Source organism: Frankia sp. ACN1ag (genome assembly GCF_001414035.1).
Taxonomy (GTDB): domain Bacteria; phylum Actinomycetota; class Actinomycetes; order Frankiales; family Frankiaceae; genus Frankia; species Frankia torreyi.
On the sequence record NZ_LJPA01000058.1, the window covers coordinates 1 to 20,575 of the forward strand.

General features: G+C 69.7%; 14 protein-coding genes and 3 pseudogenes. 4 read left to right on the forward strand and 13 right to left on the reverse strand.

Annotated features, from left to right (window positions below; all coding sequences use genetic code 11):
* Nucleotides 1-1,118: tetratricopeptide repeat protein (locus UK82_RS29465; protein WP_152990070.1), on the forward strand; the 1,118-nt coding region annotated here is incomplete at its 5' end.
* Nucleotides 1,119-1,155: 37 nt separating this feature from the next.
* Here the strand turns inward: UK82_RS29465 and UK82_RS29470 are convergent.
* On the reverse strand, nucleotides 1,156-1,551 hold the full coding sequence (locus UK82_RS29470; RefSeq protein WP_044885167.1) for a hypothetical protein: 396 nt from the start codon (nucleotides 1,549-1,551) through the stop codon (nucleotides 1,156-1,158).
* A gap of 618 nt (nucleotides 1,552-2,169) precedes the next feature.
* On the opposite strand from UK82_RS29470, the gene UK82_RS29475 reads away from it, so the two are divergent.
* Nucleotides 2,170-2,394: a hypothetical protein gene (locus tag UK82_RS29475; protein ID WP_044885168.1), complete on the forward strand. Its 225-nt coding sequence runs from the start codon at nucleotides 2,170-2,172 to the stop codon at nucleotides 2,392-2,394.
* Nucleotides 2,391-2,560 (forward strand): annotated as a pseudogene (locus UK82_RS43580) (type II toxin-antitoxin system RelE/ParE family toxin); the annotation flags it as partial. The gene UK82_RS29475 and the pseudogene UK82_RS43580, both read left to right, overlap by 4 nt.
* Before the next feature lie 86 nt (nucleotides 2,561-2,646).
* On the opposite strand, the gene UK82_RS29480 reads toward UK82_RS43580, so the two are convergent.
* The 8 genes and pseudogenes from UK82_RS29480 to UK82_RS40990 all read right to left on the reverse strand — a co-directional run.
* Nucleotides 2,647-3,753, reverse strand: coding sequence for an LLM class flavin-dependent oxidoreductase (locus UK82_RS29480; protein WP_055410671.1), 1,107 nt, complete (start codon nucleotides 3,751-3,753; stop codon nucleotides 2,647-2,649).
* Nucleotides 3,754-3,856: 103 nt separating this feature from the next.
* On the reverse strand, nucleotides 3,857-4,933 hold the full coding sequence (locus UK82_RS29485; RefSeq protein ID WP_055410673.1) for an LLM class flavin-dependent oxidoreductase: 1,077 nt from the start codon (nucleotides 4,931-4,933) through the stop codon (nucleotides 3,857-3,859).
* A complete protein-coding gene (locus tag UK82_RS29490; protein ID WP_055410676.1) occupies nucleotides 4,930-6,144 on the reverse strand; it encodes an ABC transporter ATP-binding protein in 1,215 nt (404 codons plus the stop codon). The genes UK82_RS29485 and UK82_RS29490 overlap by 4 nt, the downstream gene beginning before the upstream one ends.
* Nucleotides 6,141-7,181, reverse strand: a complete 1,041-nt coding sequence (locus tag UK82_RS29495) for an ABC transporter ATP-binding protein (protein ID WP_055410678.1) — start codon at nucleotides 7,179-7,181, stop codon at nucleotides 6,141-6,143. The genes UK82_RS29490 and UK82_RS29495 overlap by 4 nt, the downstream gene beginning before the upstream one ends.
* A complete protein-coding gene (locus UK82_RS29500; RefSeq protein ID WP_083507430.1) occupies nucleotides 7,174-8,145 on the reverse strand; it encodes an ABC transporter permease in 972 nt (323 codons plus the stop codon). The genes UK82_RS29495 and UK82_RS29500 overlap by 8 nt, the downstream gene beginning before the upstream one ends.
* Complete coding sequence (locus tag UK82_RS29505) at nucleotides 8,142-9,185, reverse strand: ABC transporter permease (protein ID WP_083507431.1); 1,044 nt, start codon at nucleotides 9,183-9,185, stop codon at nucleotides 8,142-8,144. Before UK82_RS29505 ends, UK82_RS29500 begins: the two co-directional genes overlap by 4 nt.
* 139 nt (nucleotides 9,186-9,324) lie before the next feature.
* On the reverse strand, nucleotides 9,325-10,386 hold a 1,062-nt coding region (locus UK82_RS29510), incomplete at its 5' end, for an ABC transporter substrate-binding protein (RefSeq protein ID WP_236706597.1).
* Nucleotide 10,387: 1 nt separating this feature from the next.
* Nucleotides 10,388-10,935 (reverse strand): annotated as a pseudogene (locus UK82_RS40990) (ABC transporter substrate-binding protein); the annotation flags it as partial.
* A gap of 805 nt (nucleotides 10,936-11,740) precedes the next feature.
* On the opposite strand from UK82_RS40990, the gene UK82_RS33405 reads away from it, so the two are divergent.
* Complete coding sequence (locus UK82_RS33405) at nucleotides 11,741-11,920, forward strand: hypothetical protein (RefSeq protein WP_055410683.1); 180 nt, start codon at nucleotides 11,741-11,743, stop codon at nucleotides 11,918-11,920.
* Between the two features lie 1,190 nt (nucleotides 11,921-13,110).
* Here UK82_RS33405 and UK82_RS29525 read toward each other — a convergent pair.
* The 4 genes and pseudogenes from UK82_RS29525 to UK82_RS29540 form a co-directional block, all read right to left on the reverse strand.
* Nucleotides 13,111-14,358, reverse strand: a complete 1,248-nt coding sequence (locus UK82_RS29525; RefSeq protein WP_055410688.1) for an IS4 family transposase — start codon at nucleotides 14,356-14,358, stop codon at nucleotides 13,111-13,113.
* 865 nt (nucleotides 14,359-15,223) lie between these two features.
* A pseudogene (locus UK82_RS29530) lies at nucleotides 15,224-15,821 on the reverse strand (NADAR family protein).
* 144 nt (nucleotides 15,822-15,965) lie between these two features.
* Complete coding sequence (locus UK82_RS29535) at nucleotides 15,966-17,015, reverse strand: phosphotransferase family protein (RefSeq protein WP_055410690.1); 1,050 nt, start codon at nucleotides 17,013-17,015, stop codon at nucleotides 15,966-15,968.
* Nucleotides 17,012-19,597 carry an ATP-binding protein gene (locus tag UK82_RS29540; RefSeq protein ID WP_083507435.1) on the reverse strand — a complete coding sequence of 862 codons (2,586 nt, stop codon included), beginning with the start codon at nucleotides 19,595-19,597 and terminating at the stop codon, nucleotides 17,012-17,014. The genes UK82_RS29535 and UK82_RS29540 overlap by 4 nt, the downstream gene beginning before the upstream one ends.
* Between the last annotated feature and the right edge of the window lie 978 nt (nucleotides 19,598-20,575).

Here is a 20,575-nt window from a genome sequence, read left to right on the forward strand (position 1 = left end):
AAAGCCGCCACCGCCTCGGCGCCGCCCTCGACGACGCCGGCCGCGGCGACGAGGCAACCCGCCTCCTGCGACCCACCCTCACCGACCGCGAACGCCTCCTCGGCGCCGACCACCCCGACACCCTCACCACCCGCCACCAACTCGCCGCCACCTACCGACGAATCGGCGCCACCAGCGACGCCGTCGCCCACGCCGAACCCACCCTCACCGCCCGCGAACGCGTCCTCGGCCCAGACCATCCCCACACCCTCGACAGCCGCCACCAACTCGGCGTCACCTACCACCAGGCCGGCCGCCTCGCCGACGCCACCCGAGAACTCGACCAAGCGTTCACCGGCCGCGAGCATGTCCTCGGAATCAACCATCCCGGCACTCTCGACAGCGCCCACGCCCTCGCCCGCACCCACCTCAAAGCCGGACGACCCGAATCCGCCGTTCCTCTGTTCGACCAGGCCCTGACCGGCCGCGAACGCGTCCTCGGCCCCGACCACTCGGAGACCACGGAAACCCGGGAGAGCCTAGCCGCCGCCCATCTGGCGGAAGGCCGGCCGGGCGAGGCTGTCATCCACTTCGAACGTGTTCTCGACCGCCACGAACGCCTCCTCGGCCGTGCACACCCACGCGCGATGGAAGCCCGCGATGATCTGGCGGCCCACTACCGTGACGCGGGCCAACCGGAAGCGGCCCGCCACCACCTCGAACGCCAGCTCGTCGCCCGCGCCCGGACCGACGGCGTCGCCGACGACCGCACCCTGCGCACCGCCGCCGGCCTGGCCGAGGTCTGCCGCGACACCGGCCGGCTAGCCCAGGCCGTGGACCTCAGCGAACGCGTCCACGCCGTCCGGACCCACAGCCTCGGCCCGGACCATCCCGACACCCGCGCCAGCCGGACCACCCTCGCCGACACCTACCGCCAGGCCGGCCGGCACACCGACGCCGCACCCCTCTACCGTGACGCGCTCACCGATGCCATGCGCGACCACGGCCCCTACCACCCGGACGCCATTCGCGCCCGCCGCGCGCTCACCGACGCCACCCAGCACCAGGGCGCCGACAGGCCACCCCGACCCGAACGGCCACCGACAGCCGAAACCGGGCATTCCCGCTTCAGCCCATAACCGGCTGGGCCGGTCACCTGCCAAGCACGGCGATCCGTCAACGCGTGTCCGGAGACCCGCCGCCGTCACCGTCCGGGAAGGTATCCGTTTCGTCGGACGGACGGCCGAATCCCGCCAACTTGTCGAACAAGCGCGACCGTGCGTCATCAGGCGCACCCGATTGCTCGGCGGCGCGCTCCCGCTCCGCACGTGCACGCGCGTCCGCCGCCGCGTTCGCCTTGTCCCGGAACTCCCGCATCATCTGATCAAGCTCTCGCTGGCTCCACTCCCGCTCCTGCTCTGAAGCGAGACGGTTTGTCAGCTCGTTGTCGTCGCGGGACTGCCAGGTGCGGGTGAACGAGCCGTCCCAGTCGACCGGGCGCAGCGGCGGGCGGCCCCCGGATGGCGCCTCCGGCGGTTCCGCGGAACCGCCCCGCGCCGGCTCGGCCGGCACCGGACCAGCGTCCGCGGAGGAGCCCGGCGGAGGTGGGGCTGCGTCCCGATCGGCGTCGGGGGCCTGGTCGGGGCCGGGGTCGGTCGGGGAACTGGACACGGTCATCCTCCCTGTGGCTGGCACCGCCGGTAATGATCCCACTGCGCCTGGTTCGCCGGGCACCCGAGGGCGAACCGGCATCGCCCCAACACGGCCTGCGCGGGGAGCGCCGCCGGTCCGGCATCGCCGGAGCTGCGGACAGGAGGCCCTGCCGGCGAAATCACAACCACGCCAAGCGAGCGGAGTGCGGCCGAAGCCGGTCCAGCGGCTGCGGGCTACCAGGGCCGCCGGAGACAACCAGCATCGGCCGGCGTCGGCCGTCGAGGCGTGTCGGGCCCGGCCGGCGGGAACGATCTCCCGGGTCAGGCCGACGGTGTCGGCGGCACGCTCGTCGGACAGGACATCGAGGTGGCCGGTGGCGTAGTGCGCCACCAGGTGCCAGCGGGTCGCGGCCGACCGACGGCGTCTACGGTTTCGGCGTGGGCTATGGCTCGTACCCGCCGCGGGCTGCCCCGAGCCGGCTGCCAACCTGGGCGGCCAGTCGTTCCTTACTCCTCACCCGAACCCGAAGGAATCTCCATGGATCACGACGAGATTCGCCACCTGGTCGAGACCACCCCATCCGCCGACACTGTGGCCTCCTACCCGTTGCCCGACGACCGGATACTGTTCGTCGCCCGCGACGCCGCCGGTGCTGTGGTCGCGTCGTTCCATGTTCCGCGCCGCCAGGCGGAGCGGTTCGCGGACGGCATGGTGGCCGCCAGTCTCATCCTTGGCGCTGCCGTGGCGGAGGTTGACGTCTGATCAGGCCTGACGTCGCGCAGTTCGCGACGGCCGCCTGCTACGTGGACCTGCTCGCCGAGCGGGTCCGTTGCTGGGTGAGCCGTACGCGCGGCAGCTCGACGGCAAGCCCCGCGAGCTGCGGTTTTACCTGGAGGGCCGGGCGGTCCGGGTGACCTGCTGGCCCGCGCCGCGGGCATGACGCAGTCGGCGCTGGCACGGTTCGAGGCCGGTGGCACCGTGGCGGCGGCGGCCTGGCGGAGCAGCCCGACCTGCTCACCTGACAGGTAGGAACCCGGCCGGCTGACGGGTCGCGCCGGCCCGCAACGCCGGGATGAGCTCCCGGCCCCAGTGCACCACGTCCTCGTAGGGGTCGAAACCACGGATGAGGAACGTGTCGACGCCGATGTCGTGGTAGCGCAGCAGCGCGTCCGCGACCTGCTGGGCCGTTCCGACGTGCCCGGAGGAGTTGCCGCCCGGTCCCGTCAGCGCCGTCACGCCGAACCAGAGCCGATCGTCGTACACCTGCTGACGGGCCGCCACCTGCTGCAGCCGTTCGGAGGCCACCGAGTTCGACAGGCCGGGGAAGCCCTGCCCGCCCTGGGTGGCCGCCGCAACCCGCCGCCGGGTCTCGGCCGCGATGGCCTCCGCGCGGGCCCAGGCGGCGTCCTCGGTGTCGGCGATGATCGGCCGCGTGGAGAGGCTGAACCGCAGGGTGCGCCCGTGCCTGGCGGCGGCGGCGCGCAGCAGGGCGATGCGCTGCGCGGTCTGCTCCAGTGGCTCGCCGAACAGCATGTAGACGTCGGCGTGCTGGGCGCCGACCGCGACGGCGGCGTCCGACTGCCCGCCGAAGAACAGCGGGATGCCGGCGGGGGTGGCGGGCCTGACCGAGCTGTACGCGCCGGCGAACCGGTAGAAGCGGCCCTCATGGTCGAAGGGGGCGTCGGCGGTGAGGGTCCGGCGCAGCACCGCCATGAACTCGGCGGTGCGCTCGTAGCGGGTGTCGTGGTCGGCGAAGTCGCCGTCCCGGCGCTGGTCGGCGTCGTTGCCGCCGGAGATGTGGTGGATGGCGACCCGCCCACCACCGCTGAGCTGGTCGAGGGTGGCCAGCTTGCGGGCGACGAGTGTCGGCACGACGAATCCCGGCCGGTGCGCGATGAGGACGCCGAGGCGCTCGGTCGAGGCCAGGACGTGGCCGGCGACGGCGAAACCGTCCGGTGAGGTGGCGCCGTAGCCGATGAGCACCCGGTCGAACCCGGCGGCGTCGTGGGCCTTGGCGAACCGGGTCAGGTAGGCGGTGTCGACGGCGGGGCCGTCGAAGAAGGAGCCCCGGGTCTCCGACGCCTCCTTGGTGCTCACCATGCCGAGGATGTCGAGGGACATGCGCGCAACCTCCGAGCTGTGCTGAAACTGGGTTGTCCTGACGCCGGGCCGGGCCGAAGCCGGGTCAGGCCGAAGCCGGGCCGAAGCCGGGTGGAGCCGAGGATCAGGCGGGCACCGGCTCGCGGTCGGCGGTCTGGTCCCGCACGAGGCGGATGAGGGTGCCGTAGTCCCGGGCGTCCGCGACCGGGTCGAAGCCGCGGATGAGCAGGGTGGACACCCCGACGTTGACGTAGTCGACGAGGGACTCGGCGACCTGCTCGTAGCTGCCGACCAGCGCCGTGGAGTTGCCGGCCGCGCCGGTGGCCTTGGCGATCGCGGTCCACAGCCGCTTGTCGTGCACGTCGCCCTCGGCGGCGAACTTCAGCAGCCGCTGGCTGCCGACCTGGGCGGCCCCGTCGATACCGATCGCCCGCTTGAACTCACCGGCCCGCGCCTGGGTGAGTTCGAGGATGTCGGCGGCCCGGTCCCAGGCGGCCTGCTCGGTGTCGGCCGGGATGGGGCGCAGGCTCACGCTGAACCGCGGGTCGCGTCCGTGCGGCGCCGCCGCCGCGCGTACCTGCCCGATCCGTTCGACGATCCCGGCCAGCGGCTCTCCCCAGAACGCGTACACGTCGGCGTGCCTGCCCCCGACCCGGATCGCGTCGGCGGAGGCCCCACCGAAGTAGATCGGGATGTTCCCCGCCGCCGGGCGTACCGACGACCAGCCGCCGCGCACCCGGTAGAACTCGCCGTCGTAGTCGAACGGCGCCGCCGACTCCCATTCCCGGCGCAGCACGTCGAGGAACTCGTCGGTGCGGCGGTAGCGGGTCACCTTGTCGGTGAGGTCCCCGTCCCGAGCCTGGTCCACGTCGTCACCACCGGTGATCACGTGCAGGGCGACGCGGCCCGGGTGGAAGGCGTCCAGGGTGGCGTACGTGCGGGCGGCGATCGTCGGGGCGACGAAGCCGGGACGGTGCGCGAGCAGCACCTTCAGGGTCGTCGTGCGGGAGAGGATCTGGTCGGCGACGACGAAGCCGTCGGGCATGGCGGAGGAGTGCGCGACGAGCACCCGGTCGAAGCCGGCGTCCTCGTGCGTGCGAACCAGCTGTTCCAGATAGGCCGGATCGACGGCCTGGCCGGCGAAGCCCTGCGACTCGCTGCCCGCGGCTGTGCTGGCGATCCCGATGAACTCGACGCTCACGCTGAGGATTCCTTCCGGGCGGTGACGGCGGTGGTTGGGGTGGCGGTGGTTGGGGTGGCGGTGGCGGCGGTCTGGTTCCGCCAGGTGTCGGTGTGATGGCAGGCCACGGTCCAGTCGCCGGCGGGTCGGCCGGCGGCGTCCTGGGACGGCGGGGTCTGCGCGCAGACGTCGGTGGCGAAGCGGCACCGGTGGGCGAACACGCAGCCGCCCGCCCACCGCGCGGTCGCGTCGTCGTCGGGACGCTGCGAGCGCAGCTGGGCCGCGGCGAGCCGGTCCCGGCCGTGGATGTCAGGTGCGGAGGCGATCAGCAGCGCGGTGTACGGGTGGCGCGGCCGGGTGAACACGTCCGCGATCGGCCCGGCCTCCACCACCCGGCCCCGGTAGAGCACGACCACCCGGTCTGCGATCCCGGCCAGGGAGCTCAGATCGTGGGAGATCACGACGATCCCGAGGGCCAGCCGGCGGCGCAGTTCGTCGAGCAGCAGCAGGATGTGGTTGCGGTTGGAGGCGTCCAGCGCGCTGACCGGCTCGTCGCACAGCAGGAGTCGAGGGTCGGCGACGACCGCGCGGGCGATGGAGGCACGCTGCCGCTGGCCGCCGGAGAGCTGCGCCGGGAGCCGGTCGGCCACCGCCGGGTCGAGGCCGACCTGCCGCAGCGCACCAGCCACCCGCTCGGCCCGCTGCGCCCGGCTCCCGACGCCGGCGATCGCCAGTCCCTCCCCGACACTGGCCCCGACGGTGAGCTCCGGATCGAGCGAGCGCAGCGGATCCTGGAAGACGAACTGGATCGTGCCGCCCCGCCGGAACCGCCGCCGGGCCCGGCCACGCAGGCGGGCGATGTCCCGGTCGTCCAGCAGGACCCGGCCGCCGTCCGGGGTGGTGAGGCCGGCGATCGCCCGAGCCAGCGTCGTCTTGCCGGAGCCGGTCTCGCCGACGACGCCAACGATCTCGCCGGGCCGGACGGTCAGCTCCACATCGTCGAGCACGCGGATCCGCCGGCCGCCCCCGGGCCGGGCGAAGGACACCCCGAGCTCCTCGACGTGCAGCAACGGAGCCGACGGGGTGGACGAGGCCGACGGGGTGGAGGGAGCCGACGGGGTGGACGGGATCGGAGAGGTGGACGGGGTCGGAGAGGTGGACGGGGTCGGCGGGGTCGGCGGGGTCGCGGCGGAGGCCGCCCGCCCGGCGGCGTCGAGGTCGGTGTCGGTCATCGTGACGCTCCCGCTCCAGCTCCGGCGGCTCCGGCTCCGGCTCCGCTCAGCGCGATCTCGTCGACGCGAACGCACCGGACGGCCCGGCCATCCGCCAGTTCGGTCAGCGGGATCGGCCGGGTGCGGCACTGCTCGGTGGCGAACGCGCACCGGTCGGCGAACCGGCAGCCCGGCAGCGTGGCACCGACCGCGGGTGGCTGGCCGTCGATGACGGCGAGGTTGCGTCGCTCCCAGCTGCCGACCGAGGCGACCCGCAGCAGGGCCTCGGTATACGGATGCCGCGGCGCGCGCAGCACGGCGGCGGTCGGCCCGGCCTCGACGATTTCACCGGCGTAGAACACCAGCACCCGGTCGCAGAACTCGGCGATGACGGCGAGGTCGTGGGAGACCGCGATGACCGCCAGGCCGCGGTCGGCCCGCAGCCCGGCGAGCAGTTCGAGCACCTCGGCCTGGATGGTGACGTCGAGAGCGGTCGTCGCCTCGTCGGCGATGAGCAGCTGCGGATCTCCCGAGACGGCGATGGCGAGCACGACCCGCTGCAGCATGCCGCCGGACAGTTCATAGGGATACTGGCGGTAGACGCGGGCGGGTTCGTGCAGGCCCATGGCCGCGAGCAGCCGCACCGCGGCGTCGCGGGCGTCCCGGCGGGACCGGCCGAGCTTCACCCGCAGCTGCTCGGCCAGCTGGTGCCCCACCGGCACCGACGGGTTGAGGTAGGACGCCGGGTCCTGGAACACCGCGGCGATCCGCGTGCCACGCAGCTGGTCCCAGGCCCGCCGCGGGATCCCGACCAGCGAGGTACCAGCGAAGTCGATCGTTCCGTCGCTCACCGCGCAGCCGGGCGCGAGCACCCCGAGGACCGACCGGCAGACCAGCGTCTTGCCGCTGCCGGACTCACCGACGATGCCGACCGTCTCGCCGCGGCGGACCTCGAACGACACCCCGCGGACGGCCTCGGTCCGGCCGCCGGCGATGGTGACCCGCAGACCGTCGATCGTCAGCAGCACCTCGGCGGGGTGGGTGATCGGCTCAGGCATGGGACCTCTTCTCCTGCGCCGGGATGGTCTTCTCCTGCGCCGGGATGGTTTTCTCCTGCGCCGGGATGGTTTTCTCCTGCGCCGGGATGGTGACGGCGGGTCGGCGGAGACGACTCCGGCCGAGCGGGATCGTCGCCACCCCCGTGGTGTCCCGGATGGCGTCGGCGATCGCGTTCAGCATCCCGGCGGACAGCATGATCGCCAGTGCCGGGAACAGCGGCGCCCACGGTTGCTGGGCCAGGAAGCCGAGGTCGCTGGAGAGCATCCCGCCCCAGGTCGGGGCCGGTGGCTTCACCCCGATGCCGAGGAACGTCAGCGAGGACACGCTCAACAGCACGATCGCGGACATCTGCGCGGTGGTGACCGCGACCGTCGGGAACACCTTGGACCAGACGTGGTGGCGGATGATCCACCAGCGGGACGCCCCGAGCAGCTCGGCGATCTCCACGTACTGCGCGCGGGTGAGGGTGAGGGCCGCCGCCCGGGTGACCCGGAAGAACAGCGGCGCGAGGAACACCCCGACGGCCAGCATCGCCTGCTCCTGGCCGTTGCCGATAACGCCGGTCACGGCGATCGCGAAGACGATGTAGGGCAGGGTCATCACCGCGTCGGTGATGCGCTGGGCCACCCATTCGAACAGTCGGCCGAAGTAGACCGAGCCCAGTCCCGCCGGCACCCCGAGCAGGAAGGCCACGGCCACCGCCTCGACCGCGCCGACCACCGAGCGGCCGGTGGCGTCCATCAACCGGCTGAGCACGTCGCGGCCGAGATAATCGGTGCCGAGCCAGTGCGCCCCGCTGGGGGCGGCCAGGATGTGGCCGGTGTCCTGGGCGAGCGGGTCGTGTGGGGCGAGCGCCCCGCCGGCGAACCCGAAGAAGGCGACCACGGCGAGGATCACCAGCGCGATCTTCGTGGACCGCAGCCGCAGGGCCCGCCGCAACGGGCCGCGCGCGTTCTCGGTCACGGCTGCTGCCTCCTCGCGTGCGGTGTCAGGCGCAGCAGGGCGGCGTTCACCAGGAGGTTGGAGACCACGACGAGCCCGATCATCGTGACCAGCACCCCCTGGATCACCGGGATGTCGCCCTTGCCCGCCGCGTCCAGGCTGAGCTTGCCGAGGCCCGGCAGGTTGAAGACCGCCTCGGCGACGACCATGGCCCCGATGATCTGCGGGATGGAGTAGCCCAGCACGGTGATCGCCGGCCCGGCGGCGTTGCGCAGCGCATGGCCGAACACCACCCGCAGCTTCGTCAGGCCGCGGACGTCGGCCCCGGTGACGTAGTTCTCCCGCAGCTCCCCGACGAGGGAGGTCCGCAGCTGGCGGGCGATGGCCACGGCGCCCTCCACCGCGAGCGCGATCGCCGGGAGGATCGCGAAGCGCAACCACCGCCCCGGGTCCTCGCTGAACGGTACGTAGCCGCCGGAGGGCAGGATCGGGACCGTCACCGAGAACAGCACGATGAGCCCGATGCCGATGACGAACGGCGGCACGGTCGACGCCGCCGAACACAGCAGGGTGACCCCCCGGTCGAACCAGCCGCCGCCCGACAGGGCCGCCCCGATGCCGAGGGCGCCGCCGAGCAGGACGGCGATCAGCACGGCGAGGACCGTGATCGAGAGGTTCACCGGCAGTGCCTGGCTGATGCTGTCCGTCACCGGGAGGGTGGTGTAGTAGGACCGGCCGAGGTCCCCGGTGAGGGCGTGACCGAGCCAGCTGAGGTACTGGACGACCAGCGGCCGGTCGAGACCGAAGTAGTGGTTCATCCGGTCGATGTCCGCCGGCGTCGCGGTCTCGCCGAGCACCTGCGCCGCGGGGTTGGTGTCGGTGAGGGCACCCAGCCCGTAGGTGATGATCGTGGCGATCAGCACCACCGGGATGCCGACGAACAGCGTGCTGCGCAGCAGCCGCAGCACCGCCATGCCCCACTGTGCGGCCCACCGGCTCAGCGGGACGCCCGCCCCCCGGCCGGTCAGCCCCGCCGGCGCATCGAACTCAACTGCCGTCATCGGCCGCCCTCCACCCGCTCACCGGACCACCCGCTCACCGGACCGCCTGCTCACCGGACCGCCTGCTCACCGGACCGCCTGCTCACCGGACCACCCGCTCATCGGACCGCCTGCTCATCGGACCAGCTCGTGGCCGGGCTCAGTTGACCCGGACGCCGTCAAAGCGCTGCACCGCCAGGTAGCTGCCGAGCGGCGAGACGTTCTTCTTGCGGGCGAGGACGCGCGGCTGGGTGTACAGGAAGATGTTCGGCATCCGCTCGACCGCGATCCTGGTGGCCGCCTTGAGCACTGTCGGATACGACGGATCCTCCAGCGGCGTCTGGCGCACCTTCTGCAGGGCCGCGTTCAGTTCGGGCGGCGTCCTGCGGCCGGGATTCATCAGACCCTGCTCGCCGAAGAGCACCTGGAAGGCCTGCACGGCCGAGTCCCGCCCGGCGAAGCCGTCCACCGCGAAAGCCTTCGCGTGCTGGATGTACACGATCTGGGTGGCCTGGGACGCCGGGATCGTGTCGATGGTGACCTTCACGCCGACCTTGGCCAGCTGCGCCTGCACCTGCTCGGCGAGAGCGGAGCTCGCGCCGGTGGCGGTGAGCGGCAGCTCCAGACCGTTCGCGTAGCCGGCCTCGGCGAGCAGCTTCTTCGCCTTGTCCGGGTCGTAGGGGAACGCATTGTCCAGGCTCGGGTCGTGGCCCACGTACCCGGGCGGGAACGGCTGGTAGTTGACCACGCCGAGGCCGAACGTCTGGGCCTTGGCGAGCGCCGCGCGGTCGAGGGCGTGCTTGAACGCCTCGACGACCAACGGGTTGTCGAACGGCTTCTTCGTGACGTTGACGTCGAGCACCGTCGTCACCAGGGAGGGGATGACCTGCACCTCGAGGCCGGCCGCCTTGGCCGCGGAGACCTGGCTGCCCGGGATCTGGGCGACGTCGAGCCGGCCGGACTGCAGCGACGCGATCGCCGTCGCCGCCTCGGGCAGCGGATACAGCTCGAAGTTCCCGATGTGGATGTTCGCCTTGTCCCAGTATCCGGGGAACCGGACGAGCTTCGCCGACTGGTTCGGCACGTACTCGGTGAGCCGGAACGGCCCGGCGCCGACCGGCCTGGTGGCCAGCCCCTTCGCGTCCTTCTCGAACGCCGCCGGACTGACGATCATCCCGGTTTTGCCGGCGAGCAGGCTCGGGACCTGGTAGTCGACGGACGANAGCTTGAGGGCGACGGTCCGTGCGTCGTCATCCGCGGCGACGGCCTCGACGGTGGCGAGCTGGGCGGCGACGAGCGAGCCGGGGAAGGTCAGACCCCGCTCGATGCTCTTGCGCACGGCGGTGGCGTTCACCGGCGTGCCGTCGCTGAACGTGAGACCGGGCCGCAGAACGAAGGTGACCTGGTCGCCCTTCCCGTTGTACTTCCACGACTCGGCCAGCGCCGGTACCGGATTGCCCTTCTCGTCCAGTTTGGTGAGGCCGGCGTAGACCAGTGACAAGGCGTGCACGTCCCAGCCGGCGGACGAGGTCACCGGATCCCAGGAGGTGACCGTGGACCAACCCCACCGCAGCGTTCCCCCGTCCTTGCCGGCGGACGAGACCGAACCGCTGCCACCGCCGCAGGCGGCGAGCAACAGCGACGAGCCGGCGAGCGCGCCGAGACCGAGGAAGCCTCGGCGACCTAGCACCGTTGAATCGGCTCGCGATTGTGCGTTCACGGGGGGCGGTCTTCCTTTCTGAAGACGTGCATCTCTGAGGACGTGCATCATCGAGGGCTGTCAACGAGGCCGTGGGCGTCCGCAGGCAGGAAAATCGGGCGCGCGGAAGGAGGCGTTTCCCGGACGCGAAACATACGCCGACCATGTTCATCGCCCGGCGGCGTAACGCGTTCGAAACTCGCCCGATATCAGCTTTCAGGTCTTCCGCGGGGGCCGCGAAAAAGAGCGGTCGGCCAGCCGGCAGAAGTCAGGAGAAGTCAGGAGAAGTCAGCCGGTCAGCGACAGAGGGCGCTGGCCGTCCGCTGGTAGTCCACGTAGCGACATGCCACGGAGAGGAATCTCGACCGCATGGATGAACAATGCCCGACTCGCGACCTCGCCGTCAACACACGACCAGGCACGATGCGTGCCGATCATGGCGTCACGCCCTATACGTCTGTTTTGTTCCATGTGACAGCGTCGTCCGGGCGGGCCGAAGCCATTGTCAAGCCCCAGCGCGGCGCATCATGAGGTGAGCAGCATCTCGATCAGCGGATCCTGCTGACCCACGAGCAGGTGCTTGGGGACCTTGGTGGGCCGGAAGGGCCATTGCCGCGGTCGAGTTGGTGCGACTGGCAGCGGACGGGGACCGGACCGAAGGTCATCAAGGTGCCGAACGGGCACGCCGCCTGTTCGCGGCCGTCACGGAGCATGTTCCCGATCTTGAGGCCTTCTACGCCACGATCTACCACGCCGCGCTCCGGCCCGACGAGCTCCAGGAGCTCCAGGAGCTACGTCTCGACCAGCTGACGCTGGCCGGGCGCCTCGCCGCCTTCGCACGAGGTTGGCGCCGGTCCGTCCGTGTGGCTGGGCGCTGTTGCTGGTCTATTCCACCGCACCCCTGAACGCGGTGCTGCGGCTGGCCGGTGCCTCGTCGACTGTCACCCTCGTCTGCACCGCGGCCGGCGGCATCCTGCCCCTCGCGGGCTGCCTGCTGCTGGCCGTGGTCGCCCAGCGGCGTCAGTCCCGTGCCGTCGCCCAGCGGTTGGCCGGTTGACCGCCGACACGGGAGGCGGGCCCGAGGTAGTTGGCGTTAGGTCAGGCGGTACTCACGATCGCCGAAGTCGGCGACGATGCGGAGTTTGCCGCCGAGGGCACCGACACAGGCACGCAGAGCCGAGAGGGTGACGCTGTCGAGTTCGCCCCGTTCGAGGGCGGAGACGCGCGGCTGGGTTTCATCGACCCGGCAGGGACCGAACCACCGCCCGGACCCGAACCGGGGCTCTGACCTGTGAGGACGGGGTCGCCGAGCGGACCGGCTTGCGCTGGGGGAGCGGGCGGTCATCTCGTCGGTCCTCTCGCCTGGAGGTACCGGGTTCGGAGCCGCAGCCGGGCCGGACGAGGTGACGCCGGACGACTCATCTGATGATCTTCTTGGGCTTGGGGTCGACTGATGTGTCNCGTTGGATCCGGGCAGTCGTCAGCCGTCGTCACGTGAAAACCCTGTTAGGAAGACCAGCACTCGATGGCTATCGGATGCATGCGTGTTGTCCAGCTCGACAGTCGGTCTACCGGCGTCCGAATCCCCGTTCTCTGCCCTCCAGTAGCGGCCCTGCTCGTCGGACACAAAAGTGACGAACTGTTCGTTCGTCACGCTACTTGCGATGAAATCGTCTACTTCATGAAGAAGGCTCGTGATCTGTTCGGACCGATGGGAAGGCCGGGCGGGCCGCTCTCGAAGTGATCTTTCTGCCCTATCTGCAAGAATGCGGGGAATGTGGATCGCCTGTGGCCACTCGTAACGGCTACCTCCCGCAAGATCTTTCCAGAGGTCTTGCCATGGTATCAACTCCGGGGTATAGGAAGTCCGTGAGGAACCCCATATCGCAGATGTGCACGAGGTGAACCGGACCAGTTGCCTTGTGCTATTTCTCGGGGGCGCGGGATCGTCTGCCTTCACCTCCAGCACCTTGGCGGCATCTGTGGCCGTGATAGCGAACAACCAGTTCCCAAACCATAGCTGGCCACCACGCCTGGATCCTAGATCCAATGCCAGTGAATTAGGCGACGCGCGGGAGCGTGACGGTGGGTGGCCCGGTGTGACGGGTGGTGATGTGGATGTCGCGTTTGACGAGGTAGCTGTTGTGGCGGGCTCGTTTGATGACGCGGGGGCAGGTGCGGTGGCGGATGGGGTTCTTCCGACGGCGAATGTCACGGTGGACCCGTGTGAGGGTCTTCTTCTGGTCGTCAGGGGGAAAAATCCGCCGGCCCGGTGATGTGGCGGCGGATGACGCGGAGTGCGCGGGTGAAGGAGAGCCGATCGGGGTCTATATCGACTTCTTCGGCCGCGTCGGCCATGACTTTTCGGATGACGTGGTGGGTGAGGAGCATGGCCCAGACTTCCTGGCGGACCATTTCCGGGGTTTTTGAGCGAAGCACACGTCCGTTTCCACGCTGACTGATCTTAAGTTCCCCGATGCTGATTTCCTCCCGCCAGCGCTCGCTGTAGGCGGCGGCGAGCAGTGGAGCGGGGGTGTCGGCGGGGTCGAGCACCGTGGTGATCAGGCAGATCGTTTCTGTTCCGTCGCCGTCGCCGCGGTCGGTGATTTCGTATTCCACGACGCGGACAGTCATCGCCTCGGCCGAGTCGAGTTCGACGCCGTGCCGGGCGTTCTCCACGAGGTTACGTCGACGGCCGGCGGACAGGCCACCGGCGAGGACGACGGAGCGGTAGGAGCCGTCGGCGAAGCTCTCCAGCACAGGCAGGGTGAGATTCGCCTTGACACGCCACATGAGGTCGGCGCCGGTCTCCGCGGCGGCGCGCCACAGGTCGTATCCGTAAAAATTTCGGTCGGCGATGACGAGCATGCCGGGTTCCAACCGGCCCAGGATCTGGCGGGCCAGCGTGGTCTCACCCGTTCGGCATCCACCCAGCGCGGCGGCGAGAAACGCACGGGTGCCGCACTCGACGAGCCCAAGCACCTGGACTTTCGGGTAGGCGCTGGCCTTCGGCCCGTCCTGGAGCTTCTCGAACTCCTCGCGGTTGGCGGCAGTATCGGGGACGTCCAGGCTGAACCCGTCGATCGCCATCAACCGCCGACCCGTCAGGAACCCCCCTTTCAGCCCGGGATGCCCGATCGGTTCCGCTGCCCGTTCGAACAACACCCGGAGCGGCTCCTCCCCGAGCCGTTTCCGCGCGTGCGTGATACCGCTCCCGGTCGGGACCTCCCAGTCCCGCCACCAGCCGAACACCTTCAGACCCGCGACAAGCTTCTCCATCACCTCCTCGTAGTCGTCATCGAAGAACAGCCACATCGCCAGCGTGAAATACACCATCACCCGCGCGGGCAGCTTCCGAGACCGTTTCTCAACCCGACCCGTCGCGACCAGAACATCGTCCACCAGATCATGGTGGACGAAACCCGTGAGCACCCCGAGCGAAATATGATCCGTCAACCGGCCGCCTGGCCCGGCGTTCCCGTTCTCAAGTACCACGACCTAATTCTACCGTGACCGGAAAAGGCACTCCGACGCCAACACCGCACCTGCAAGATCAATATCCAAAGTGGATCTTGCTGATGCTGTTCTTAATTCACTGGCATTGATCCTAGATCCGTGACTGCTGGCCCCGCAACGTCTTCAAGGACGCCTTTCCAGGTGGGCCGAGGGAAGACATAGAACGGTTGAGGGTCGGCCGAGCGAAGATAATTCCACAACTGCCACCGGTTCACCTTCACGACGGGTTCTGATTCGCCGTCCTTGACCGTGGCCGTCTTCAGTTCAAGCTGAACAGCCTTTCCGGGCCTGGCTGGAAACCGCCTGATGTCAATGTCTTCTCCGAAGGCGGGCCACCACAATGCGGCATTGTACTCCGACAGGAGGTACTGGCTGGCCCAATGCTCAAGTGTCTTCTCGGGTACCGATACGGGCATAAGCTCCGATACTAGCCAGCCTGTCGCGCCAGAACATAGCCAGGGCCAGGAGGCACTCCGCAGGCCCCGGTCGGCTCTGGAGCGACTCACCCGGTGATGTCATGGCCGATGAGCTGGCGGGCGACGATCCACTGCTGGAGTTCGTTGGCGCCCTCGAAGATTTCCGGGAGCTTCGTCCCAGAAGATCAATATTGGCTCTGGGTTGGGGCGATGCGTCGTAACCCGGCGGCGTCATTCCGCGTAGCCACGTCCTGTCCACGGCCTGGAGTTCGCGATGTCGCGGTGATAATCGGCGCTGCATCCACTCGGCGAACGGCGTCGGCGGCACCGGGTGGACGGCGCTGCGTCCTCGATAGTGACGGGGGTGCTCATGACGACAACCGGCCGGAGACGCGCGGCGGTGCTGTTGAAAACGCCTGTCGGTCAGGTCATAGCTTCGCGACGCGGGCCCGCACCTCCATCAGCGCGAAACCGAGAAGATTCAGGCCAGGCCAGGCCAGGCCAGGCGTTCGGCCGGTCTGATCGTTCGTCGTCGGCCGCCACACCGATTCCCCAGATCCGGTCCACCGGGCTCGCCTCGACCAGCGTCCGTTGACCGGTGTTCACAAGGAACTCCCGCAATGCGGGATGCTGACCGAATTTAGCGGTGTTGCCGCGCACGACGATGTTGTAGCGGGCGTCGGACCAGGTCTCCTCGTCGAAGTCGCGAACGTGGCGGCCCAGCGCCTTCGCCTCACCCGGGCTCGCAGCGACAAGCACGCGCTCGGCGACAGTCTCATCGCCGAACAATCGTGCCTTCTGCTCCATCATGAAATGCTCCGCGCTGCGGTAGACAGTGCCATCGACGGTGAACTCAATCGGCCACCACTGGCTGAGGCAGCCCTTCCCTATGCCGCCGTCAGCGGCCGGTCGGTGACCCCAGAAGAACAGGAACTTCGGCAGATCGTCCGTCTCCTGGAGCCTGCGTAGGTCGTCCACCGACTGGGGCCACTCCACGGACCGGGGCCACACCTCGAAATCCTGCATGCGATGAACTTGCCAGGTTCCTGNGACGCCAGCCAGTGCTTCCTGTTCGGCTGCGTGCCCCACGGCTTCGTCGGACGATCCAGCAGTGGTTGCGCTCCTGCACGGGTCAAGCCGGGGGCGTCTGATCTTCGCTGGTGGTTCGGTTCACCGAGCGGCGCGTACCCGCTGTTCAACCCCGTGCCGATCGGGGGTGTGGCCGGTCTGCCAGACGGTGTGGGCTGCGGTCAGTTTGGTGGTGAGCTTGTCGAGGAGCGCGGCCTCGGCGGCGGGGGATTCGGTGCGGGTGGTGATCAGTTTGGTGTAGCGGACGGTGTCGACGATCGCTGACTTGACCCGCTCGTGGGCCAGATACGTCGCGAGGTCGGCGGTCCACGCGAGGGCGGCGTCGGCGGGGACGGCGGCGTGCCAGGCAGCGCGGGCGGCGTCTTCTTCGTCGGGTTGGTAGGCCATCTTGTGGAGGTGGACGGCGAGGTCGTAGACGGGGTCGCCCCAGAGGGCGAGTTCCCAGTCGAGGAAGTAGGTCACCGCCGCATCGATGATCATGTTTTTGCGGTGGATGTCGGTGTGGAGGAGCCGGAACGGCCTGGGGGAGAGGGTCTGCCAGCGTTCGAGGATGGGCTCGAACGGGTCCGCGGGGAAGCCGAGGGAGTCGAACAGGTCGCCGAACTCGTCGCGGAACCGGGTATGCACGTCGATGGTGATGGCGGAGAGCCGATGAGCGAACGTCGCCGTGCCGCCGTCGGCGGGCCAGCCTTCTGGCAGCGTTGGTAGCTGCTCGAGGGGAACCTGGCCGAGCTGGCGGAACAGTTCACCGACATCGCGGATCACATGGTCTGGCACCCGCTTCCCCCGTGGCGCTACCGCGTCGAGTACGTCTCCGGTGATGAACTCGACCACCTGGTAGGCGGGGTCTGCGTTGGCGCGGAGCAGCCGCGGGACCCGACCGACCACGGGGTTGATCGCTTGGACGACGGCGGCCTCGGGCCAGATCGTCAGATCCATGGTGTCCGCGCCGGGGATCGGGATCCGGACGACGACCGGGCCGTCCGGGGTCTCGACCCGCACGTTGTGGTTGTAGAAGCCGGCGCTTCGGTCGGTCCGGGCCAGAGCCACGCGGTAGAGCTCGTCGGGATCGCTGCTCGTGGCCGCGGGGGCCTCGTCGGCTGGCGGGTTCGCGGGCTCGGGGAGGGTCATCGGGCTGCCTCGCCGAGGCCAAGCAGGTCGCGGACGAACACGTCGATACGGCCCTTCACGTCGTCCAGTGTCGTGAGTGGCTGGATGGCGCGCTCGGCGCGCCGGCAGGCCTGCGTCACGTCTCCGTCCTCGATTCCCAGTTCCCGCAGCGCGATGCCGGCAGCCAGTATGAGCGTCGGGTACACCTCGGCGGCCTCCAACTCGCTCACCGCCCACGTCATGGATGTCCGGGCGACGTCGAGCTGGCCGCGTCGGACTTCCAGTGCCGCCCCGTACAGTCTGGCGCGGGCAAGTCCGGAACGGTAGCTGGCCCGGGTCAACGCTTCGACCGCGTCGCTGAAGGCGACCTCGGCGTGGTCAAGGCGACCGAGCCGCAGTGAGGCGACGGCGATGGCCGTGTGGCACTTGCCGAGTTCGTGCTGGGCGCCGATCTCGGTCTGGACCTCGATGGCAGCCCTCGCCTCGGTGAGTGCCGCCTCGGCGTCGGTGAAGGCGAGCAACTCGGCCCGGTTGGTTTTGATGTTGGCGTTACCGAGGTAGGACCGGGCCGTCTGATAATGGGTCGCGGCCTCGTCGAGGAGGCGCTGCGAGGTGGCGAAGTCGAAGGCGAACCGGTGGGCGAGGTGGCGTAGCCGGGCGACGTCCCCGCGAGCCTCGGGGTGGCGCCGCGCGGCGATGGCGTCGAGTTCGGTCGCGAACCGTTCGGCGTCGACGAAACGGCCCTGGCACATGTGCAGGTCGGCGGCCCATAGGCCGGCGCCCATCCGGGCGGTGTCGTCGTGGCCGCTCCACACCTGGTGGTAGAGCGTCAGTGCCTCGGATGTGCGTCCGGCGATGCGGCGTGCCTGGCCGGCCGCGACGGCGAACCGGGCGCCGACCGGGGTGCTGGTGTTCCATGTCTGGTCGGGCGTCAGCTCCAGCGCCTTGGTGGCCTCGCCGCTGCGCAGCACCGCCTCGACGCCGAGCACCTGGGCGGTCTGCGTCAGCTCGGGTGTGGCTTTGGCTGGGTTGTCGCGCAGGAACTCGCGCAGGTCGGCCAGTACCCCGTCGGCTGCGCCCTCGGAACCGCCGCGGACCGCGACTTCGACCAGGTCGAGCAGTTCCGTCCCGGTCACCTCTCCGAGGGGAAGCGCGTGGAAGACCATCTCCCGGAAGGCGATCGGGTCTGCCAACATCCGCCCGTCCACCGTCCGGGAAGCCTCCTGGCCGGTGATGCCGCCGTCCTCGGGATCCTCGAAGGCCCGCCGTGTCCAGGCGTCGCGCAGGAGCCGGTGCAGCTCCAGCCGGGCCGGTTCCGACAGCCGGTCGCGCAGCGCCTCCGTCATCAGCTGATGGAAACGCAACTGCGCGCCCGCCGGGTAGACGAACGAGTACGACGAGATCGACTCCCAGGCCGTCACATGACCTGGTAACTGCAGCGCGGCCGTCAACGCCCGGAAGATCTCCAGATCGAAGATCCTCGCCACCCCGAGAATCTCGAGTGTCCGGACCTCGTCGGGACCGACGTGCTGGAGGAAGCGTTGCAGGATTTCCCGCTGGGTTGCCGCGGCCCGTGCCAGGCGCGGCCCGGCGGCGTCGTCTTCGGCGCCAGAGTCGTCTTCAGCGCCAGCGCCGCCGGTGTCGACCGCGAGGTGCAGATAAAAGGGAAGCCCAGCGCTCGCCACCGCCAGCCGCCGCCGTTCGCCTTCTTCGGCGATCCCGGATGAGCCGAGGAGCGCCAGGCGCGCCTCCATCGGCAGCCCGTCGATGGAACGGGTACGGATGAGTCCGCGCCAGTCGGCGTCGTACACGTCCCAGCGCAGCGGCTCCCTTCCCGCGATCACGACCAGCCCGCGGTCGAGTTGAGCGATCAGGTCCCGCAGCCAGACGTCCGCGAGCTGGGTGCGCCCCGAGCGCGTCGGTTCCGGGACCAACGCCTCGTAGGTGTCGATCGTCAGCACGTAGGGACGCCTCTGCGAGGCGGCCCGCAGATCCTCGGCGAACAGGAAGGTCACGGCGTCGACGACCTCGGCATTCGGAAGGTCGTCCAGCGATGACAACGTTTCGTCATGGCGGATGCGGGACCGGCGGCGGGCATCGCCCGTCACCTTCTCGGCGGCCTTGAGAAGACCGAGCGCCGTGCCGAACACCGGTAGCCCGGCCACCGAGTCGACGATCTCCGTGAGGATCCCGCTTTCCTCGACGAACGGCAACGTCTCCCGACTGATCCGCAGGTGCGGGTGAATGCGCTGCCACAACACCGCGTAGGCAAGGTCGAACCGATCGAACCGCACACCCTGCCCGCCCAACTCGGCGCGCAGCACCGCGAGAGCGTCCTCCTGCTGCCGCATCGCCGGCACCTGAAGATCCAACGACGCCGTCCGCCAACCTTCCGGCGCCCGAACCCGCAACTCCCGCAGCAGCCGCGACTTCCCAATCCCTCCGACGCCCGTCACGTTCAACACCCGCGGGGACGAGGCTCTGCCGGCGAGTGCGTCCCGAACCCGGCCGATCTCCTCCTCGAACGCCCGCAGCAGCGGTTCCCGATCCACGAACTCCCGCTGCAACGCCGCAACCCGACGAAACCGCGGCCTGATCGCCATACCCCAACCTCCGGCAGCCCGACCGCCCCCGATCGCCAGCGTGACCCGACGATCGCCCTCCGCATCGAATCACGCCAGCACGCCTTTCTCGGGTCAAACTGTTCAACTCGGTCTCTCGTCGCCATTGGTACTGACAGTGCTGGGTTGCGAGGAGGGCCGCGGGTCAACGGTCCAACGGGTGATGTTGATGCTGTGTGGGGACTACTGGTGACACCGGCGGCGTGCGAGGCGGAACCCGCGCCGCCCGGTCGTGGCCGTCTCTGGCGATGATGAGGATGTGACCGTCGACCTTCGTGACAGCCGGACAGCCTCTACTGCCGCCTTCCGACCGGGCAGCACCTCAGCCCTCACGACCCGGGCCCGCGCGCACGGCGACGGGCCTGACGGTCCGCACCCCCTTCGGGCGGCGGTAACTACAACCACCACGGACCGGTCGTGTCGACTCGGGAGAGAGTCGGGCGTGACCAGCACATCATGATGATGCAGCCGGCCAGGGCCGGGACCAGCAGGGCAGAGACCCAGATCTGATCGATCCGGTCATCCCGGCAAGTTCTGTCACACCTCGAGCTCATGCTGTGGCATGGAGGTGGTGACAGATGTCATCGTTGGTAGAAGAGCTCCGCGATCGAGACAGCCCGGTCACGAGGTACTTGCGGGACACGTTCCCCCATCACAAGCCGATCCAGGCCGCCTACCGGGCACGGGCCGGAACAGCCCGGCTGCTCCCGCCAGCCGGGGTGGCTGGCGGGACACAGGGCGCGGCCATCGACTGGTGGCTCCGGTTCCTGGTCGACCCGGAACCCTCGCCGGACCTGGCAGTGTGGAGCTGTCTGATGGCCGGGCAGACCCCATGGGCCCGCGCCGGGATGCAGATGCTTTACGCGCTAGTAGACCGTCGCTGTTTAGTTCTGGGGTGTGGCAGGCTGGTGTTGGCAGATCTTCCTCGTCCCCTCTGCCGGTCAGGACAAGTCATGCCGT

What these genes read in the sequence shown, in the direction of transcription:
- UK82_RS29490 (WP_055410676.1), bottom strand. Translation starts at nt 6,144, where the DNA reads ATGACCGACACCGACCTCGACGCCGCCGGGCGGGCGGCCTCCGCCGCG.
- UK82_RS29535 (WP_055410690.1), bottom strand. Translation starts at nt 17,015, where the DNA reads ATGACCCTCCCCGAGCCCGCGAACCCGCCAGCCGACGAGGCCCCCGCG.
- UK82_RS29495 (WP_055410678.1), bottom strand. Translation starts at nt 7,181, where the DNA reads ATGCCTGAGCCGATCACCCACCCCGCCGAGGTGCTGCTGACGATCGAC.
- UK82_RS29475 (WP_044885168.1), top strand. Translation starts at nt 2,170, where the DNA reads ATGGATCACGACGAGATTCGCCACCTGGTCGAGACCACCCCATCCGCC.
- UK82_RS29480 (WP_055410671.1), bottom strand. Translation starts at nt 3,753, where the DNA reads ATGTCCCTCGACATCCTCGGCATGGTGAGCACCAAGGAGGCGTCGGAG.
- UK82_RS29540 (WP_083507435.1), bottom strand. Translation starts at nt 19,597, where the DNA reads ATGGCGATCAGGCCGCGGTTTCGTCGGGTTGCGGCGTTGCAGCGGGAG.
- UK82_RS29505 (WP_083507431.1), bottom strand. Translation starts at nt 9,185, where the DNA reads ATGACGGCAGTTGAGTTCGATGCGCCGGCGGGGCTGACCGGCCGGGGG.